Origin of the sequence: Thalassobellus sediminis (genome assembly GCF_044386045.1) — a bacterium.
Classification (GTDB): Bacteria; Bacteroidota; Bacteroidia; order Flavobacteriales; family Flavobacteriaceae; genus Thalassobellus; species Thalassobellus sediminis.
This window is the reverse complement of sequence record NZ_JBISCD010000039.1, coordinates 146975-165952: the sequence shown is the minus strand read 5'-3', so window position 1 is coordinate 165952 and position 18978 is coordinate 146975. Positions and strand designations below refer to the sequence as shown.

General features: G+C 30.1%; 16 protein-coding genes. 6 read left to right on the top strand and 10 right to left on the bottom strand.

The features are described from left to right. Positions 1–2: 2 nt before the first annotated feature. From ACH5TW_RS05470 to ACH5TW_RS05455, 4 genes are all read right to left on the bottom strand, one after another. A complete protein-coding gene (locus ACH5TW_RS05470) occupies positions 3–1460 on the bottom strand; it encodes a lipopolysaccharide biosynthesis protein (protein WP_439335484.1) in 1458 nt (485 codons plus the stop codon). 1 nt (position 1461) lies between these two features. After that, positions 1462–2742 (bottom strand): glycosyltransferase family protein, encoded by a 1281-nt coding sequence (locus ACH5TW_RS05465; RefSeq protein WP_439335483.1) that lies wholly within the window; start codon positions 2740–2742, stop codon positions 1462–1464. A gap of 41 nt (positions 2743–2783) precedes the next feature. Beyond that, positions 2784–5222 carry a YfhO family protein gene (locus ACH5TW_RS05460; RefSeq protein ID WP_439335482.1) on the bottom strand — a complete coding sequence of 813 codons (2439 nt, stop codon included), beginning with the start codon at positions 5220–5222 and terminating at the stop codon, positions 2784–2786. Between the two features lie 117 nt (positions 5223–5339). Further along, positions 5340–5597 carry a DUF4834 family protein gene (locus ACH5TW_RS05455; protein WP_439335481.1) on the bottom strand — a complete coding sequence of 86 codons (258 nt, stop codon included), beginning with the start codon at positions 5595–5597 and terminating at the stop codon, positions 5340–5342. A gap of 170 nt (positions 5598–5767) precedes the next feature. On the opposite strand from ACH5TW_RS05455, the gene ACH5TW_RS05450 reads away from it, so the two are divergent. After that, a complete protein-coding gene (locus ACH5TW_RS05450; protein WP_439335480.1) occupies positions 5768–6796 on the top strand; it encodes a transporter in 1029 nt (342 codons plus the stop codon). 23 nt (positions 6797–6819) lie between these two features. Further along, a complete protein-coding gene (locus tag ACH5TW_RS05445) occupies positions 6820–7941 on the top strand; it encodes a GTP cyclohydrolase (RefSeq protein ID WP_439335479.1) in 1122 nt (373 codons plus the stop codon). A gap of 56 nt (positions 7942–7997) precedes the next feature. On the opposite strand, the gene capB is transcribed toward ACH5TW_RS05445, so the two are convergent. The 3 genes from capB to ACH5TW_RS05430 form a co-directional block, all read right to left on the bottom strand. Continuing rightward, positions 7998–9257 (bottom strand): cysteate-C-fatty acyltransferase, encoded by a 1260-nt coding sequence (gene capB, locus ACH5TW_RS05440; protein WP_439335478.1) that lies wholly within the window; start codon positions 9255–9257, stop codon positions 7998–8000. Positions 9258–9520: 263 nt separating this feature from the next. Then, a complete protein-coding gene (gene capA, locus ACH5TW_RS05435; RefSeq protein ID WP_439335477.1) occupies positions 9521–10558 on the bottom strand; it encodes a cysteate synthase in 1038 nt (345 codons plus the stop codon). Positions 10559–10640: 82 nt separating this feature from the next. Beyond that, positions 10641–12710 (bottom strand): S9 family peptidase, encoded by a 2070-nt coding sequence (locus ACH5TW_RS05430; RefSeq protein ID WP_439335476.1) that lies wholly within the window; start codon positions 12708–12710, stop codon positions 10641–10643. Positions 12711–12832: 122 nt separating this feature from the next. Here ACH5TW_RS05430 and ACH5TW_RS05425 point away from each other — a divergent pair, with 122 nt between their 5' ends. After that, a complete protein-coding gene (locus ACH5TW_RS05425) occupies positions 12833–13156 on the top strand; it encodes a YbaB/EbfC family nucleoid-associated protein (RefSeq protein ID WP_439335475.1) in 324 nt (107 codons plus the stop codon). 12 nt (positions 13157–13168) lie between these two features. Here ACH5TW_RS05425 and ACH5TW_RS05420 read toward each other — a convergent pair whose 3' ends face one another. The 3 genes from ACH5TW_RS05420 to ACH5TW_RS05410 all read right to left on the bottom strand — a co-directional run bounded on the left by ACH5TW_RS05420 (position 13169) and on the right by ACH5TW_RS05410 (position 16666). Further along, a complete protein-coding gene (locus ACH5TW_RS05420) occupies positions 13169–14185 on the bottom strand; it encodes a threonine aldolase family protein (RefSeq protein ID WP_439335474.1) in 1017 nt (338 codons plus the stop codon). A 180-nt stretch (positions 14186–14365) separates the two neighbouring features. Continuing rightward, a complete protein-coding gene (locus tag ACH5TW_RS05415; protein ID WP_439335473.1) occupies positions 14366–15493 on the bottom strand; it encodes an ATP-grasp domain-containing protein in 1128 nt (375 codons plus the stop codon). 48 nt (positions 15494–15541) lie between these two features. Next, positions 15542–16666 carry an ATP-grasp domain-containing protein gene (locus ACH5TW_RS05410; RefSeq protein ID WP_439335472.1) on the bottom strand — a complete coding sequence of 375 codons (1125 nt, stop codon included), beginning with the start codon at positions 16664–16666 and terminating at the stop codon, positions 15542–15544. Positions 16667–16837: 171 nt separating this feature from the next. Between ACH5TW_RS05410 and prfB the strand changes: the two genes are divergently transcribed. The 3 genes from prfB (at position 16838) to arsC (ending at position 18903) form a co-directional block, all read left to right on the top strand. Further along, positions 16838–17948, top strand: a protein-coding gene (gene prfB / locus ACH5TW_RS05405; RefSeq protein ID WP_439335471.1) for a peptide chain release factor 2 whose coding sequence is annotated in 2 segments (ribosomal slippage) — positions 16838–16900 and positions 16902–17948 — 1110 coding nt in all. Because the reading frame shifts where the segments join, the coding sequence is not laid out codon by codon here. Further along, positions 17945–18562, top strand: coding sequence for an HAD family hydrolase (locus ACH5TW_RS05400; protein WP_439335470.1), 618 nt, complete (start codon positions 17945–17947; stop codon positions 18560–18562). The genes prfB and ACH5TW_RS05400 overlap by 4 nt, the downstream gene beginning before the upstream one ends. After that, entirely contained in the window at positions 18562–18903 is a 342-nt protein-coding gene (gene arsC, locus ACH5TW_RS05395) for an arsenate reductase (glutaredoxin) (RefSeq protein WP_439335469.1), read from the top strand. Before ACH5TW_RS05400 ends, arsC begins: the two co-directional genes overlap by 1 nt. Positions 18904–18978 lie beyond the last annotated feature (75 nt).

Sequence of the window (18978 nt, the reverse complement as noted above, 5' to 3'; positions counted from 1 at the left end):
TATTATTTAAATTTCAATACTCTCTTTATAAGTGCCGAAATATCTTCAGAAAAATTAAATCTGAATATTACGAATACATAAGTAATCGTTATTAGTAACGTTTTTAAACCAATATTTACAATAGGATGAAAAGGAAACTCCCAAAAATAAAACAACACAGCACTCACTAGTATCAACATTGCTATTCTTACCGTATTTACTGTAAACGGAAGGATTTTAAAGAATTTATAAACGAAGAATAACTTAATAGAATTATATGTGAATATAGCAATAAAAGTTGCTATTGCTGCACCATTGATACCGTATAACGGAATAAAAATCATATTGAGACTCACCATCAATACCACCAAAACAACACCTGAAATCAACACAACTCTATAATAATCACTATTAAACAAAATAGCATTATTACTACCAAGTAGAGAATCATAGAGTTTAGCAAGACTAATTAATAATACTACAAGTAAGCCCGAGCTATAATCTTCAGAAATAAAAAGATACAATTGATTGATATTTAAAATAATCAATAAAAAAATAAAACCACCAACTATAAACAAATTTAACGAACTACGCTTATACAAATCATCTAAAGCACCTAAATCTTTCTCGTTTAAGTACTTTGCTGTTAACGGCATTAATATTTGGTGCATAGAGCGCTGAGGCACCGCTATAACTGCCGAAATAAAAATAGCTACATTATAATATGCTACATGACTTATTTTAATATATTTCCCCAACATCACTTTATCGACATCTAAAAGAATAGTTGCTATAGAACCTGCAATGATTATTAAAAAAGAATATTTTAAAATACTGCTTAGATTATTAATCTTCTTAAACGTAATAACAGGAAATTTTATGCTGAATGCATATATTTTCATGATTAACATGCGTAAAATATAGACGCACACCAAACCAATCATGAATTGTTCTACATTTAAAACTTCAAAATATAACATAAACAACAACACCATAGCTCCTGCTCTATGAAATACTTCTTTCATAAAGTTACCAAACACAGTTAGCATTTGCACTTTTGCCCATGCAAAAAACACTTCAAAATACGCCAAAGCTATAGCTATAACAATGGTGTGCCATAAATAATCTTTTATAATAGCATTTTCTGTAGATAAATAATCTCCAATAGTTTGATATCCTACGTAACTAATAAGACTTAAAGGAATTATTATAAACAATGGCAAAAACAACATAAGCGTTAAAAAACTATTTAACGATACGCGTGTTTTAAATGATGTATAAAACTTGACTAAGGTATTATTTACTCCAAATGCCATTAACGGCATTAATACATAGGCCAAAGAAAGCATAAAGCCAACCATACCATAATATTCATCACCAAGAAAATTAATGTATAAAAACAAGGTGTTTATAGCACCTATTCCAAATCCTAAATAGGTTGACATAACGTTTTTAAAAGATTGAGTAACTACAACACCCATTTTATATTAACTTAGATAAAGATTCTGTTAACGCCTTTCTATGATATTTTTGCAAACCTATTGGATGCGACTGCAATGTTTTATTTTGAAAAGCTTTATAATGCTCTAAAATAATTTTTTTTAACGATTCATAATCATCATAATTAAAGTAGTTTCCGGTATTGGTTTCTTTAATAATTTTTTCAACATCAGAGTCTTTTGGCCCCATTGCTAAAATAGGTCTACCTGAAACAATATACTCAAACAACTTACCAGGAATAATACACTTCGTGTCTTCTGATTCTATTTCAATCAGCAATAATAATTGAGATTTTTTCTGGTATTTAATCGAATCTATATGAGAAACATAACCTGCATTATTTACATAACTACTTAAACCATGTTTTTCAATAGAATTAAGCACATTTTCACTAACCGAACCTACAAAAGTAAGCTGAAAATCGTTAGCAAATTCAGCATACTCGTTTACTAACTCCGATAAAACTTTCCATAAAACTTCTGGGTTCCTTTTTGACAACAACGATCCAATATGTGCTATTGAAAATTTAGAATCTAGCGTAACATTTTCTACTTTTTCATAATCATAACCATTGGTAATAACATCAATTGGTTTATTTGTTATTTGCTGAAATTCTGTTTTTGTTACCGAACTCGTTACCACAATTTGATTGGCAGTATTTAAAACTTGAGCCTCTAATGCTTTATGTTTTTCTTTTGAAGACTCAGTAAGTTTAAGTTGTTTATGATAACCTATAGTTGTCCACGGGTCTCTAAAATCGGCTATCCACTTCACTCCCAACCTTGCTTTCAACTGAAAACCAATAAGATGCAAACTATGTGGCGGTCCTGTAGTAATAATGGTTTCTATATTCTCTTTTGAAATATATTCTGAAAGAAATGCAACAGATGGATTTACCCAACTTTTTCGAGCATCTGGAATAAAATAATTACCACGAACATAAAGCATCAACTTTTCAACAACGCTTTGCTTCTTTTGTTCTGAAATAATACCTTTACTTATAGTTTGTGATGCTTTTTTTGAAAACACACCAGCTAATTTATAAGGCTCTTTAATAGGTTGTTTTAAAATAATAACATCACTTGACACTTCCTCTAGTAAACTATCATCAACAATAGGATAATTAGGATTTTCTGGAATATAAACGATGGGTTGAATATTAAATTCTGGGAGATATTTTACAAATTTCAACCAACGTTGCACTCCTGGACCTCCTGCAGGTGGCCAATAATACGTTATAATGAGTGCTTTTTTTTTATCCATCTTTTATTCCCTCGAAGAAGAGAATCTTTTTAATTCAAGTTTCAATCTCGTGGTTTTGTTTCCTTGTTTTTAAACTCGTAAAACAAGCCTCCTAACAATAACAAACCAAATAACAACGAACTTGCCAATGCAATAGAACTTCCTGTTTTTACAACATCAGGATCAAACCTAAACTCAATAGTATGCTTTCCTTTTGGAATCAACATACCACGTAATGTGTAATCTACACGCATATGCGTGGTTTCTTTTCCGTCTACAAAGGTTTTCCAGCCATTTCCGTAATACACTTCAGAAAACACAGCAAAACCATCGTTTGAATTATTTGATTGATATTTTAAATAATTAGGCTGATGCTTTACTATTTTAATTGACACTAAAGAATCTACAGTATATTTATTAGGAAGCGACTTATCTATATCAATCTTCGATTTTGTATAAATAGCAATGTTTTTATTATCTAAACTATCTAACTGCGAAATCTCTTCATTAGCAGACTCTACTTGTTTCAATTCTTTCACAAACCAAGCCGCACCATTAGTAGAATCATTATTATAATTAAAAACAGTCCCTTCTTTATCTTGAGCTACAATATATTTAGTATTAAACATATTTAATACATTTATATTATTTCTTGAAATATGCCAATCAAAAACTTCACGATAACGCTTTAACTCTGCTGCATTATAACCATTTAGCGAATTATGAAAGTATGATGGCTTAGAACGTCCTGAAACTAAATCGTAAACCCTATAATAGGTTGTGTCTTTTAAAATTTCTTTATCAGCTTCATTAGCCTGAAATGGTTTATTCACTTGAATAGCAGATACAAAATCATCATTATTCACATAGCGCCTATCAACACCAACTAAATCAAACAATAAAAGCACTGCGAAAGCAACTACAACCCACTGTTCTTTTAATTTATCTTTTAAAAACATAAAAATGGCTCCCGCTGAAAGTAGCACTAAAATTAATGTTCTTAGAGTATCACTTGTATAAAGTAATTTTCTATCTTTAACCAAAGCATCAACAAATGATTGTCCATAACTTTGACGATAATAACCATCATTAACACCTACAAAATCAAATAACGAAGACTTAAACAACAGAAAAGCAACAGCAAGACCTCCTGTTATTCCTAGGGTATATTTTAAAGCTTTTAGTTTTTCTTCTTTCTTTTCAAAATCGTTAAACAATCTAACAAGTCCGAAAATAGCCAACGCAGGAATACATAATTCTAAAATAACTTGAATAGAACTCACTGCTCTAAACTTATTATAAAGCGGCACATAATCAATAAAGAAATCGGTTAAAAAACCTAAATTCTTTCCGTAAGATAACAATAGTGACATTAAAGCACCACCAACAAGCCACCATTTTAAACGTCCTTTTACTAAAAACAAGGCAAACACAAATAAGAATAAAACAACCGCTCCAACATAAGCAGGCGCTTCTACAATTGGTTGATCTCCCCAATACATAGGTGCATGTTTAGCTTGTTCTGCTGCTTGTGTAGTAGTTGCACCTAATTTTCTAAAAGCATCATAGGTTGCCGAATCTTTACCAATATTTTCTCCATTACCACCACCCATAAAACGAGGAATAAACAAATTAAATGTTTCCCATTTCCCGTAGCTAAACTGAGTAATATAATCTTTATCTAAACCAGAAGTAATCTCTTTTGGTGAACCATCAGGATTAATCGTAAGTGCACTTTTACCACGCGTACTTTCTTTTACATACTCTTTGGTCGCCAATATATTTGTAGCATTTAAAGCTATTGAAAGCATAACGGCTGCAACTAAAACACCAACCGATTTAAAATAATGCGGTAGCAACTTCTTTTTATAAGCATCAATTAAATAAACAATTCCTAAAACAACAACCAAAAGCAATAAGTAGTAGGTCATTTGAAAATGATTCGCCACTAACTCTAAGCCCATAGCTACTACTGTTAACAAAAACCCTTTAATATATTGCTTTTGAAATGTTAGCAGTATACCACTTAAAACCAACGGCATATATGCAATAGCATGTGCTTTACTATTATGGCCGACACCTAGAATAATAATGAGATATGCTGAAAACCCAAACGCTATTGCTCCCAAAGCAGCGAGTTTAAAGTCTACTTTTAAAACCAACAACAAAATATAAAACCCGATTAGATATAAAAACAAATAATCTGCTGGTCTTGGTAAAAAACGTAATGCTAAATCAAGCTTTTTTATATAATTATGAGGATACTTTGCCCCTAATTGATAGGTTGGCATACCTGCAAAAGCGCCATTTGTCCAATAAGTCTCTTCACCCGTTTTTGCTTTAAAATCTTTTTGCTGCTTACTCATGCCTATATATTGCATGATATCGCTTTGAAACAATTGTTTTCCTTGTAAAACAGGATTAAAATAGGCTAATGACAAAACAACAAACCCTATAAGAATTAGGATATGCGGAAGTATTCTTTTTATTGAAAATTGCATGGAAATGTTTTAAAAACAACGAATGTGAAATTATGAATATTTTTTTAAGAATTATATAAATTGAAATAATAAATTAAAATAAGATGTTTTCCGCTTTCGCTAAAACATAACACACTCCTATTCTACCTCTTCAAAATCTACATAATCACCAACATCCTTATTAGAAGTTTTGATGTTTGGCATTTTATCAATAGTAATCTCCCCTTCTTTTTTAGATGTTTCTTGCTGCTGACTCTGATTATTAAATTGCCCCCCAAAACGCTCTTCTGCTTTTTTTGCAGCATATTTTAACATAAAAGGTGCAAAAATTCGTGAAAACACCTTTATAAGATAATAGATTACTACAATTATAAGTATGGTCCTTAATAAACCCATAAATAAAACTTTTATTTTAATTTTAAAACAAAAATACAATTCTATACGTTTAAAAAACATTGAAAAATGATAAAAAAAGTATAAAATATCTATATTTGAGAACCCATTAAGAACCCTACTAATAAAAATACAAAATCGATCTATTTATAGATACATCTAAATTTTTAAATATGACCCCAATTAAATCTACCCTGCTCATATTACTTAGCTTAATTACAACACAGGTTTTTAGTCAGTATACAGACGTTATAAATTCTAATAGACCAGGTGTTTCAAGAAGCGCTTTTTCTGTTGGAACCAATGTTGCTCAACTTGAAGTAGGTCCATATATGATAAAAGAAAAAAGAACTCCTGCAATACCTTATGAAGTATCTGGAGTTGGATTAGATTTTGCTGCTCGTTATGGTTTATTGTGGGAAGAATTAGAATTAAATATTGAAGGCACTTTCCAAAATGACAAAAAAACATTTAATCAAAATTTGTTAACCGAAGACAAACGAGCAAATTTTAAATTTTTAAGCATTGGAGCTAAATACTTAATTTACGATCCTTATAAAAACTCAGAAAACGACAAGCCAAATTTATATAGTTGGAAAGCAAACCATAGATTTAAATGGAATGAGTTAATTCCCGCAATATCAGTTTATGCAGGCGCTAATTTTGACACTAAAAACAATCCTTATACAGCTACAGGAATAGAAGGTTTTAGTCCCAAAATAATGATTGCTACCCAAAATAATTTTTCAGGAGGCTGGGTATTTGTTATGAATTTAATTAAAGATAGAATAGGTACAGATCAATCTGATTTTCAATACATTTTAACACTAACCCATTCTTTCAATCCTAAATGGGTTATTTTTGGCGAAACACAAGGGATTAAAAGCGATTTTTATGCAGATAACCTTTTTAGATTTGGAGGCGCTTATTTATGGGGGAAAGATTTCCAATTAGACACCGCTTTAACATTTAACACTAAAGATACACCTTCTGTTTTTGGTGTAAATTTCGGAATGTCATATAGATTAGACTTTCATAAAGACAAAGAAATTGACAATGGAACATCTGCTGAAGCTGAAGGCAAAAGAAGATCTAACCGCAATAATAGTAATAAAAAGAAGAAAAAGAGTAAAAAAAATAGCGGTAGTGGAGAAATTATAAAAAAACAAAAACGAGATGATACCGATTTTGGCAACAATTAAAAGTCAAAATTCATAAACTTAATATGATTATACTAAAAGAAGTACTTACAAAAAAAGACTTAAAGGCATTTGTTAAATTTCCTTTCAAACTATATAAAGATTCAGAATATTGGGTTCCTCCTATTATTAGTCAGGAAATAAAAACCTTCGACAAAAAAGAAAACCCTGTTTTTAATGACGCTGAAGCTAGATTATTTCTTGCTTATAAAGACAATGAAATTGTAGGTAGAATTGCAGCCATTACAAATTGGCTAGAAATTAATGGTCAAAATCTAAAAAAAATGCGTTTTGGATGGTTTGATTTTATTGATGACCTTGAAGTCTCTAAAACGCTATTAAATAAGGTTGCTGAAATTGGAAAAGACAAAAACCTTGAATACATGGAAGGCCCAGTTGGTTTTTCTAACTTAGATAAAGTTGGAGTTATGACCGAAGGGTTTGAAAGCATTGCCCCTATGGTTACTTGGTATAATTACTCCTACTATGTAAAACATTACGAAGCTGCTGGTTTTCAAATTGAAAAATCTTATTCTGAAAGTAAATTTCCTTTTAAAAATGTAAAACCAGAATTCTTTTATAAAGCTCAAGAACTAATAAAAAGACGCTATCAGCTTAAAGCATTGAAACTTACAAAAACAGAAGAAGTTATGCCTTATGTTGACAAAATGTTCGATTTATTTAACGAAAGTTATGCCTCTTTATCTTCATTTGTAGCTATAAACGATATACAGAAAGCATATTTTAAAAAGAAATTTATAAGCTTTGTCAACCCAGAATACATCAAATTTGTAGTTGACAAAGATGATAAAATGGTAGGTTTCGCTATTGTAATGCCAGCTTTTTCTAAAGCATTGAAAAAAATAAACGGTAAACTTTTTCCTTTTGGTTTCAGACATATTCTAAGCGCAAAGAAAAACAGTAAAGATGTAATTTTTTACCTAATTGGTATTCACCCTGATTACCAAAACAAAGGTGTACATGCTGTTATTTTTAATGAATATTACGAAACATTTAAAGAAAAAAGCATAGAAACCTGTTTTAGAACACCTGAACTAGAAGACAATCATGCTATTCATCAAATTTGGAAACATTTTGATCCTGTTGTTTACAAACGAAGAAAAACATTCAGAAAAGATATTGCATAAAAAAAATCCGATTCTATAAAGAATCGGATTTTTAGTTTTTATAAAATAACATATAACTACTCACCCATTGCCGCCATTACAGCTGCAGACAAACGCTTATAAGTTCCATTTTCTAATCTATCTCTAATAGCTTCAAAAGCTGCTAAAGTTTCAGCTACATCTTCTAATGTATGTGTTGCGGTAGGAATTAATCTTAGTAAAATTAACCCTTTAGGTATTACAGGATAAACTACTATAGAACAGAATATTCCGTAGTTTTCACGTAAGTCTCTAACTAAGGCCATAGCTTCAGGAATACTTCCTTTTAAGTATACAGGAGTTACACAACTTTGAGTTGTTCCAATATCAAAACCACGCTCTTTTAAACCAGATTGTAATGCATTAACATTTTCCCAAAGTTTATTTTTAAGCTCTGGCATTGTTCGAAGCATATCTAAACGCTTTAAAGCACCAACAACTAATTGCATTTGCAATGATTTAGCAAACATTTGAGAACGTAAATTATATTTTAAGTAATCAATTATTTCTTGGTCTGCAGCTATAAAAGCACCTGTACCAGCCATAGATTTTGCAAATGTTGCAAAATACACATCAATGTCATCTTGAACACCTTGCTCTTCACCTGTTCCTGCTCCTGTAGCTCCTAATGTTCCGAAACCATGTGCATCGTCAACAAATAATCTGAAATTAAACTTTTTCTTAAGCTCAACGATTTCTTTTAAACGTCCTTGCTCTCCACGCATACCAAACACACCTTCAGAAATAACTAAAACACCTCCTCCTGTTTGTTCTGCCATTTTAGTAGCTCTTTCTAAGTTTTTCTCTAAACTTTGAACATCATTGTGCTTATAAGTAAAACGTTTACCCATATGTAAACGCACTCCATCAATAATACATGCATGTGCATCAACATCATACACAATAATATCGTCTTTAGCTACCAAAGCATCAATAGTTGACACCATACCTTGGTATCCAAAATTTAAAAGATACGCAGCTTCTTTACTCACAAAAGAAGCTAATTCATCTTGAAGCTTTTCATGTAAATCTGTATGACCAGACATCATTCTTGCTCCCATAGGATAAGCAGATCCATAATCTGCTGCTGCCTCTGCATCAACTTTACGTACTTCAGGATGATTTGCTAAACCTAAATAATCATTAATACTCCAAGTGATTACATCTTTTCCTTGAAATTTCATTCTATTAGAAATTTCTCCTTCTAACTTTGGAAACACAAAATACCCTTCAGCTTGAGACGCCCATTTTCCTAATGGCCCTTTATCTTTATAAATCTTTTCAAATAAATCCTTCATGTATTATAATAATCTTATTGCTATTAAAATTTAAGATAAACTACCTAAGAGTCATTGCTTTTTAAGGAAAAACAAAAACATTTTTTTAATGTTTAAGCATGTTTAATGAAAGCTTTTTGTCCTTGGTTAGTTCTTGCAAAATTAAATATTTATATTGTTTGTACATAATTTTTAGCCTTCAATTATTGATAAATTAAAAAAAGAGATAATATTTTAACATCACCTCTTTTTTTATCATATTGAAAACCTAGTACTTACAGGTATTATTTTACGTATTGTATACTTTCTGACACTTCATTTTTACTATCAAAAAAGCCTTGCTCTGTCATCCATTTATCACTATAAACCTTACTCATGTAACGAGAACCGTGATCTGGGAATATAACAACAATATTATCATCCTCACCAAACTCTCCTTGCTCATTTAATTGTTTTATAGCTTGCATTGCTGCACCAGATGTATATCCCATAAAAAGACCTTCTGTTCTAGCTAATTCTCTTGCTGTATGAGCACTTTCTTCATCAGTTACCTTAATAAACTCATCAATAACATCGAAATTAGTTGCTGTAGGAATTAAGTTTTTTCCTAAACCTTCAATTCTATATGGGTAAATTTCTTTTTTATCAAACTCTCTTGTTTCATGGTATTTTTTAAGTACCGAACCATAAGCGTCTACTCCTATAACCTTAATATTTGGATTTTGCTCTTTTAAATATTTAGCTATCCCTGAAATAGTTCCTCCAGTACCACTACATGCTACAAGGTGCGTTATTTTACCTTCTGTTTGTTTCCATATTTCCGGACCTGTAGATCTGTAATACGCATCAACATTTAATTGATTAAAGTATTGATTGATGTATATCGATCCTTTCATTTCGCTATGTAATCTTTTAGCAACTTCATAGTATGATCTAGGATCATCTGCACTAACATGAGCAGGACACACATAAACTTTTGCGCCCATTGTTTTAAGCATATCAATTTTATCAGGAGACGATTTAGAACTTACAGCTAAAACACAGTTATACCCTTTAATAATACTTACCATAGCTAAACTAAAACCAGTATTACCAGAGGTTGTTTCAATAATTGTATCTCCAGGTTTTAAAATCCCTTGTTCTTCTGCTTGTTCAATAATATAAAGAGCTATTCTGTCTTTACAAGAATGCCCAGGATTAAAAGCTTCTACTTTACTAAAGTAATTACCTTTTAAGTTCTTAGTTATATTATTTAATTTTATAAGGGGTGTATTACCTATAAGATCTAACACACTATTGACTACTTTTGGATTTCCTTCCATAAAATGCTTTTTGTTAGCTACAGTAATATTAATAAAATTATTTGTAACCTAAAACCTGACAAAAATAAAACTTTTTTTTTTATTACCCATGAATTCCTTCTAAATCTAACAAAAAAGCATATTCTAAGGCTACTTCCTTAAGGCTTTCGAAACGCCCTGAAGCCCCGCCATGACCAGAATCCATATCAATATGAAGGAGTAATTTATTTGTATCTGTTTTTAGCTCTCTAAGCTTCGCAACCCACTTTGCTGGCTCCCAATATTGTACTTGAGAATCATGTAAACCTGTTGTTACAAGCATATTTGGGTATAATTTAGCTTCAACATTATCATATGGAGAATATGATTTCATATAATTATAATATGTTATTTCGTTAGGATTTCCCCACTCATCATACTCGCCTGTTGTTAACGGAATGGCATCATCAAGCATGGTTGTAACCACATCGACAAAAGGAACCGCTGCTAAAATTCCATGATATAATTCAGCGTTCATATTAACAATTGCTCCCATAAGTAAACCGCCTGCCGATCCTCCGTAAGCATATAAATGTTTATTTGATGTATAATTTTGATCTATTAAAAATTTTGAGCAATCTATAAAATCGGTAAACGTGTTTGTTTTTGTTAATAGTTTTCCGTTTTCATACCAATCTCTACCTAAATATTCTCCGCCTCTAATATGAGTAATAGCATATATAAAACCTCGATCTAACAAGCTTAAACGTACTGTTGAAAAAGATGGATCTATAGTAGAACCATAAGAACCATAAGCATATTGTAACAATGGATTTGTACCATCTAACTTAATCCCTTTTTTATAAACCAAAGATATTGGCACTTTTACACCGTCTCTAGCTGTTGCCCAAACACGTTTAGATTCGTAATTTTCTTTATTAAACGTACCACCTAATACTTCTTGTTCTTTCTTTATTTCTCGTGCTTTTGTCTTGAAATTATAATCTATAACAGAACTTGGTGATGTTAACGAGTTAAATCCGTAACGTAAAACTTCACTATTAAAATCTGGATTATTACCTAAGTACGCTGTATAGGTTTCAGAATTAAAAGGTAAATAGTAATCTTCGTTACCATTCCAACTTATAATGCGCAATTTATTAAGTCCGTTTTCACGTTCATTAACAACTAAATAGTCTTTAAAAATCTCAATATCTTCTAATAAAACGTCTTTTCTATGCGGAAGAACTTCTTGCCAATTGGCTTTTTCTGTTGTCTCCTCTTTTGTTTTTAGTAACTTAAAATTAGTAGCACCATCTTTATTAGTAATAATATAAAAGCTATCGTTATAATGAGCTATATTATATTCTAAATCTTTTGTTCTTTCCTGAAACAGCTTAAATTTATCATCAGGCGTATCAGCATTTAAAATTTGATATTCAGAAGACAATGTACTTGATGACCCAATAACTATATATTTCTTAGATTTTGTTTTATAAACAAAGGTGTTAAAGGTTTCATCTGATTCATAATAAACTTCAATATCTTCTTTAGAAGAAGCATGTAACTTATGCTTAAAAATTTTATGAGAACGTAAGGTTACTTCATCTTTCATTGCATAAAACAATGTTTTATTATCGTTTGCCCAAGTAGCACTACCTGTTGTGTTTAAAACTTTATCTTCATAAATCTCACCTGTAATTAAGTTTTTTACTTGAAGCGTATATTGCCTTCTACTAACAACATCTATAGAAAATGCTGCTAATTTATTATCTGGACTAATAGAAATACCACCTAAATTGAAATAAGCATGATCTTTAGCCATGGCGTTACAATCGAATAGAATTTCTTCAGGAGCATCTAATGTTTCTTCCTTACGAATATAAACGGGATAATCTTTTCCTTTTTCATAACGCGTTAAATACCAATAACCGTTTAATTTATAAGGAACTGAACTATCATCTTCCTTAATCCTACCTTTCATCTCTTCAAACAAATCCTTTTGAAAAGACTCCGTATGCTTCATTACATCTTTGGTGTAATTGTTTTCGGCATTTAAATACTCAATAACTTCAGGATTCTCTCTATCATTCAACCAATAATAATTATCAACCCTTATATCATTATGTTTTTCTAATTTTTTAGCTATTTTTTTAGCTACAGGAGTTTTTATAGTAGTTATATCACTATTCATTTTACTTTCTTTTTTTACAGGAAACGGCAAAAATAGAACTTAACGACAAAACAATGGTAAGGTTTTTCATTTTTCATATTATTTACAATAAATTTGCACATATTAATTAAAATCTAAAAGATATGTTTGGAGATATGATGGGTATGATGGGCAAACTAAAAGAAGCCCAAAAGAAAGTTGAAGACACTAAAAAACGATTAAATAGTGTTTTAATTGATGAAGCTAGTAATGACAATAAACTTAAGATTACACTTACAGCCAATAGAACTATTAAATCTATTGATATTGATGATGAATTACTAGAAGATAAAGAACAACTTGAAGATTATCTTATTTTAACAATTAATAAAGCCATTGAAAAAGCAACCAAAATAAATGAAGCAGAACTTGCTGCAGCTGCTAAAGATGGTATGCCAAATATTCCTGGAATGGATTTATTTAAGTAAAATTATTTAAGGTTATAAATATTGAAGCGTTTTTAATAATTGATTATGCATCACATTTGTGTAATCTAAATGTGTTACCATGCGCAATTTACCGCCTCCCACACCTATAATATGAATGTTTTTATCGGCTAGTTTTTGAATAAAATATTTTTCTTCAATATCATCATTCAATTCAAAAATCACAATATTTGTTTCAATAGATTCAACGGTTTTCACCATTGTTAATTTACTTAATTCCTCGCCTATTTCTTTGGCCCTTTGATGGTCTTCTTTTAATCTTTCAATATTATTATCTAAAGCATAAAGTCCGGCAGCAGCTAAATACCCTACTTGCCTCATATTGCCACCAAATATTTTTCGGATTCTGATGGCATTTTGCATAATTTCAGAATTACCCACTAAAACAGAACCTATTGGACAACCTAACCCTTTACTTAAACATACTGAAATCGTGTCGAAAACTGTACCATATTGTTCTGTTGTTTCATTTTTTTCAACTAAAGCATTCCATAAACGAGCGCCATCTAAATGAAATCCTAAATTGTTTTCATCACAAACTTTTTTAGTCTTTTTTATTTCATTAAAATCCCAACAAGCACCACCACCTTTATTAGTTGTGTTTTCAATTTCTACTAGACTTGTTTTACTATAATAATAAACATCCGGGTTTATAGCTTCTTTAACATGTTTTGCTGTAAACATGCCTTTATTGCCTTCAATTAATTTACAAGAAACACCACTATTAAAAGAGGCTCCACCAGATTCGTAATTATAAATATGAGCATATTTATCGCAAATAACCTGATCCCCTGGATTTGTATGAAGCTTTAAAGCAGTTTGATTTGCCATAGTTCCACTTGGAAAAAACAACGCTTGATCTTTTCCAAACATTTCTGCAACTCTAGCTTCTAACTTATTAACCGTTGGGTCTTCTCTAAACACATCGTCTCCAACATTGGCTTGCATCATCGCACCCACCATTTCTTTTGTTGGTTTTGTTACTGTATCGCTTCTTAGGTCAATAATCATTTACTTGTTTATTAAATGTTTTATAAAATTATTTTAAATAGTATTTATATTTTTTTATTTCTGGCAGTTGATTTTCTTACACTATATTTTTTTAAAGATTTTAATATACGGGAATAATAAATTTAATACTGCCATATTCTAGAACTAATTATCTAAAATTTCTAATATTTTAATAACAAACTAAATATTTAATATACTTTTAAACTTAGAATAAATAATAGAAAGTATTGGCAAAGGATCTTTCTTATAATATTTCAAAGGGGTATTATTTAATAAAAATTTAAAATTTAAAATAAATAAAAAATTTCTTTTGATTGTTGGTTTTATTCCTATCAAAGTTAAAAACTTAGTGTGCTTATAATTTGGCACTTCAAAATCTACATTCATAGTTGAAAGACAATATAAATATGGAAAATTCACCCCAGCAATTTCAGAAGCTTCAGTTGTTTGCCAAAATCTTGGGTTAATTTCTAATACTAAAAACTGCTTAGTATCATTATCAAATCGTATATCAATATTTGCAACGCCATTCCATGCAAGAGACATCATAAGTTTTTCAATAATATTATATAATTCTTGATTATAAAAAAACTCTAATCCTATTTGTGGAGAAAATGGTCTGTCAGACCATAATGTTCCTTTTTGCATGGTATAAGCAAGTAATTTACCATTCTTACATAAAACATTACATCCTAAATCAAATCCATCAATATATTCTTCTACTAAATGATCGTATTTAAATTTTTTTCCAACAAAAAAAGATTCAAGTTCTTCATTGCTAAAAAACTTTTTTATTCCATCACCTCCACCTGATCCTAATGTTGGTTTAGCTAACACAGGGAATTTAACATCTGAATAGTTCAGAAAATCACCTCCCGATTTAATCAAAAAACTTTTTGGAGTTGGTAAATGGTTCTTTATTAAGTGCTCTGCTAACACCCCTTTATCATTTGCTTTATAAAAAGCTTCTAACGATGGTAAAAAAACCAACTTATCTTTATATAATATTTCATCTTTCTTCTTAATCAATGTTTCAATACCAAACTCACAAATAGGCATTATAACGTCAATTTCGAACTTTTTAAGTTCATTATTAATATTTGTCACAAATTCTATTTCATCTAGAGCTTTTGAATAATAACAGTAATTTTTAATTTTTTTAGAACGACTAATTTCTGAATCCTTTTTATTTGAAATAATATATATATTAATTCCCTTTACTTCAAACAAACAATTAACTAAAAAGGGTAAAAAATTAGAATCTGTTTCGGGTATTAAAACGGATAATTTACTTGATACATTTTTCATTTAAATAATTTAAATACATGCTTTATACGGAAACTAATAAAATACTAATTAACCTCTAAATAGACTCTTAAATTTATAAAACATAATATAAAGAAAAGGAAATGGGTCTTTTAAATAAAATTTTATTGGTGTATTATTAAAAATAAATTTAAATCTGAATAGAAACAGTAAATTAGCTCTTATTGTTTTACTCAAACCTATTAAATTCAAATACTTTACATGTTTATAATTTGGTATTTCAAAACTTTGATTTAAACTTGCTAAACAATGCAAATATGGGAAATTAATACCTGCAATTTCTGAAGCCTCTGTTGTTTCCCAATATCTTGGATTTATTTCAATAACTTTAAACTTACCATCACCTTCATCATAACGCATATCTATGTGTGCTACACCAGACCAATTAAGAGACTTTATTAATTTTTCGACAACATTATACAACACTTCCTCATATAAAAAATCTAATCCAATATTTGGCGCAAACTCACTGTTTCCTGCTAAAGTTCCTTTTTGTATTGTATATACTAAAATCTTACCACAATGACACAATACACTACAGTCTATATCATAGCCGTTTATATAATTTTGAATTAAATAAGGGTAATCGATTTTATTAAATGAAAAAAAACTTTTCATAGAGGCTTCATCATGAAATAAGCTAATGCCATTACCTCCTCCAAAACCTTCTAAAGGTTTCATTAATATAGGAAATTCGATAGTAGATTGGTGGCAAATTTCATTTTCATTATACATCACACTTATTGGTGCTGGTATTTTAAATAAATCTAAATGTTTTGATAAAAGACCTTTATTATTTGCCAAATGAAAAGTATCTAATTCGGGTAATAAAACTAGCTTATCACTTTGATTCAATAAATTACGGTGTTTTATCAAAGTAGATATCCCGTATTCATCTATCGGAAGTATTAGATCAATTTTAAATTTTTCAAGTTCATTATTTAAATTTTCAACCCACTCTTTGTCATCGAGGGTGTTTGGGTAAAAAGAAAAATTTTTAATTTTACTAGACCATCTTACATCTTCTTTTTTGTTATTTGAAATTACATATATTTCAACATTTTTAATCTGAGACAAACAATTAACAATAAAAGCTAATAAATTTGTGTGTCCTTTTGGTACTAAAACAGAGAAATTATGTTTTCCATTGTTCATTATAAGTAGTCTTTCTTAAAAAGATTAATTTTAAATATGAGAAAATTATTTTAAAAAAAAAATAATTCATTATGAGAAGGAATTATTAACTTTTAACTGCAAATAAAACAAATTTAATAACTAAAACTTTATTTAATAAACTCTATTTTTGTTGAAAAATAAAATATTACCATGATAACCTCCGATCAAATTAAAGATCTTAATCCCCGCCTTAACGCAATTAGGCACTACCTTTGACGTAGACACCAAACTTATAGAAATACAAAACGAAGAAGAGCAAACCTTCGACCCTAATTTCTGGAACGACTCTAAAGCTGCAGAAATTATAATGAAATCGCTTCGGGTTAAAAAAAAATGGGTAGAAGATTACAATAAAGCCAAAGTACAATTAGAAGAATTAGAGCTTCTTTATGAATTTTATAAAGAAGGTGAATATACTACTGAAGAAGTTGAAGAACACTACAACAATCTTACAACCCTTCTTGAAGATATCGAGTTTAAAAACATGCTTTCTGAAGAAGGTGATAGTTTAAGTGCAGTATTACAAATAACAGCTGGTGCTGGTGGTACCGAAAGTTGCGATTGGGCAAGTATGTTAATGCGTATGTATTTAATGTATGCCGAAAAAAGCGGATTTAAAGTTAAAGAACTTAACTTTCAAGAAGGCGACGTTGCTGGTATAAAAACAGTGACTTTAGAAATTGAAGGCGATTTTGCTTTTGGTTGGTTAAAAGGTGAAAATGGTGTGCATCGTTTGGTGCGTATTTCTCCTTTTGATAGTAACGCAAAACGTCATACTAGCTTTGCTTCGGTGTATGTGTACCCATTAGTTGATGATACCATAGAAATAGACATAAACCCTGCTGACATTGAAATTACAACCGCACGTTCTAGTGGTGCAGGAGGGCAAAATGTAAACAAAGTTGAAACCAAAGTACAACTTCTTCATAAACCTACTGGTATCCAAATTCAGTGTTCAGAAACCCGTTCACAACATGATAATAGATCTAGAGCTATGCAAATGCTTAAATCTCAATTGTATGAAATAGAACTACAAAAACAATTGTCACAGCGTGAAGATATTGAAGCTGGTAAAATGAAAATTGAATGGGGAAGTCAAATACGAAACTACGTGATGCAACCTTATAAATTAGTGAAAGATGTTAGAACAGCTCATGAAACCAGCAATGTTGACGGAGTTATGGACGGACAAATAGATGACTTTTTAAAGGCGTACTTAATGATGATGGGACAAAAACAAGAAGACCCAAATACATTATGAGTAAAATAGACACTATTATTTTTGATTTGGGAGGTGTTTTAATCGATTGGAATCCTGAATATGTTTTTCTAAATGCCTTTAATGGAGATAGAGAAAAAATGCAATGGTTTCTAGACACTATTTGTACCATGAATTGGAACGAAAATCAAGATGCTGGCTATCCTATAAAAAAAGCAACAGCCGATTTAGTTAAACAATTTCCTGAATACAAAAAGTACATTGAAATGTATTACGGACAATGGGAACAAATGCTTGGAGGAGACATTAGCGGAACCGTTAAGATTTTAGACGCACTAATAAAATCTAATAATTTTAAAGTAGTTGCACTAACAAATTGGAGTAACGAAACCTTTCCTATTGCTAAAAAACATTTTGAGTTTTTAACTTGGTTTGACGGTATTGTGGTTTCAGGTGATGAAAAAACAAGAAAACCCTTCAAAGAAATTTATGAAATTACACTTAATAGATTCAATATAAATCCTGAAAAAACTATTTTTATTGATGATAATTTAAGAAACATTGAAGCTGCCAATGCCCTTAAAATTAAGGGTATTCATTTTAAAAACCCAGAACAGCTTCAAAAAGCATTAAAAACTTATAATATCTATACATAATGACAAAAATATATCATAATCCACGTTGTTCAAAGTCTAGACAAGGCTTAGAAATACTAACTAAATCGGGTAAACCTTTTGAGATTGTTAAATATTTAGATGATAACCTTTCAGCGGAAGCTTTAACAGAAATTATCACTCTTTTAAACATTAACCCAATTGATTTAGTAAGAAAAAATGAAGCTATTTGGAAAAGTGACTTTAAAGGAAAATCGTTATCCGATTCTGAAATTATTGAGGTTATGGTTAAACACCCTAAACTTATTGAGCGTCCAATAGTTATTAATGGAGATAAAGCTGTAATTGGTAGACCTACAGAATTAATTTTAGATATTATATAAAGCTTTTTTACATCTTTCTTTTTAACAAAGCTTTAACCTTTACGCTTTAAACCTTAAGGTATTTTTGTTGTCTAA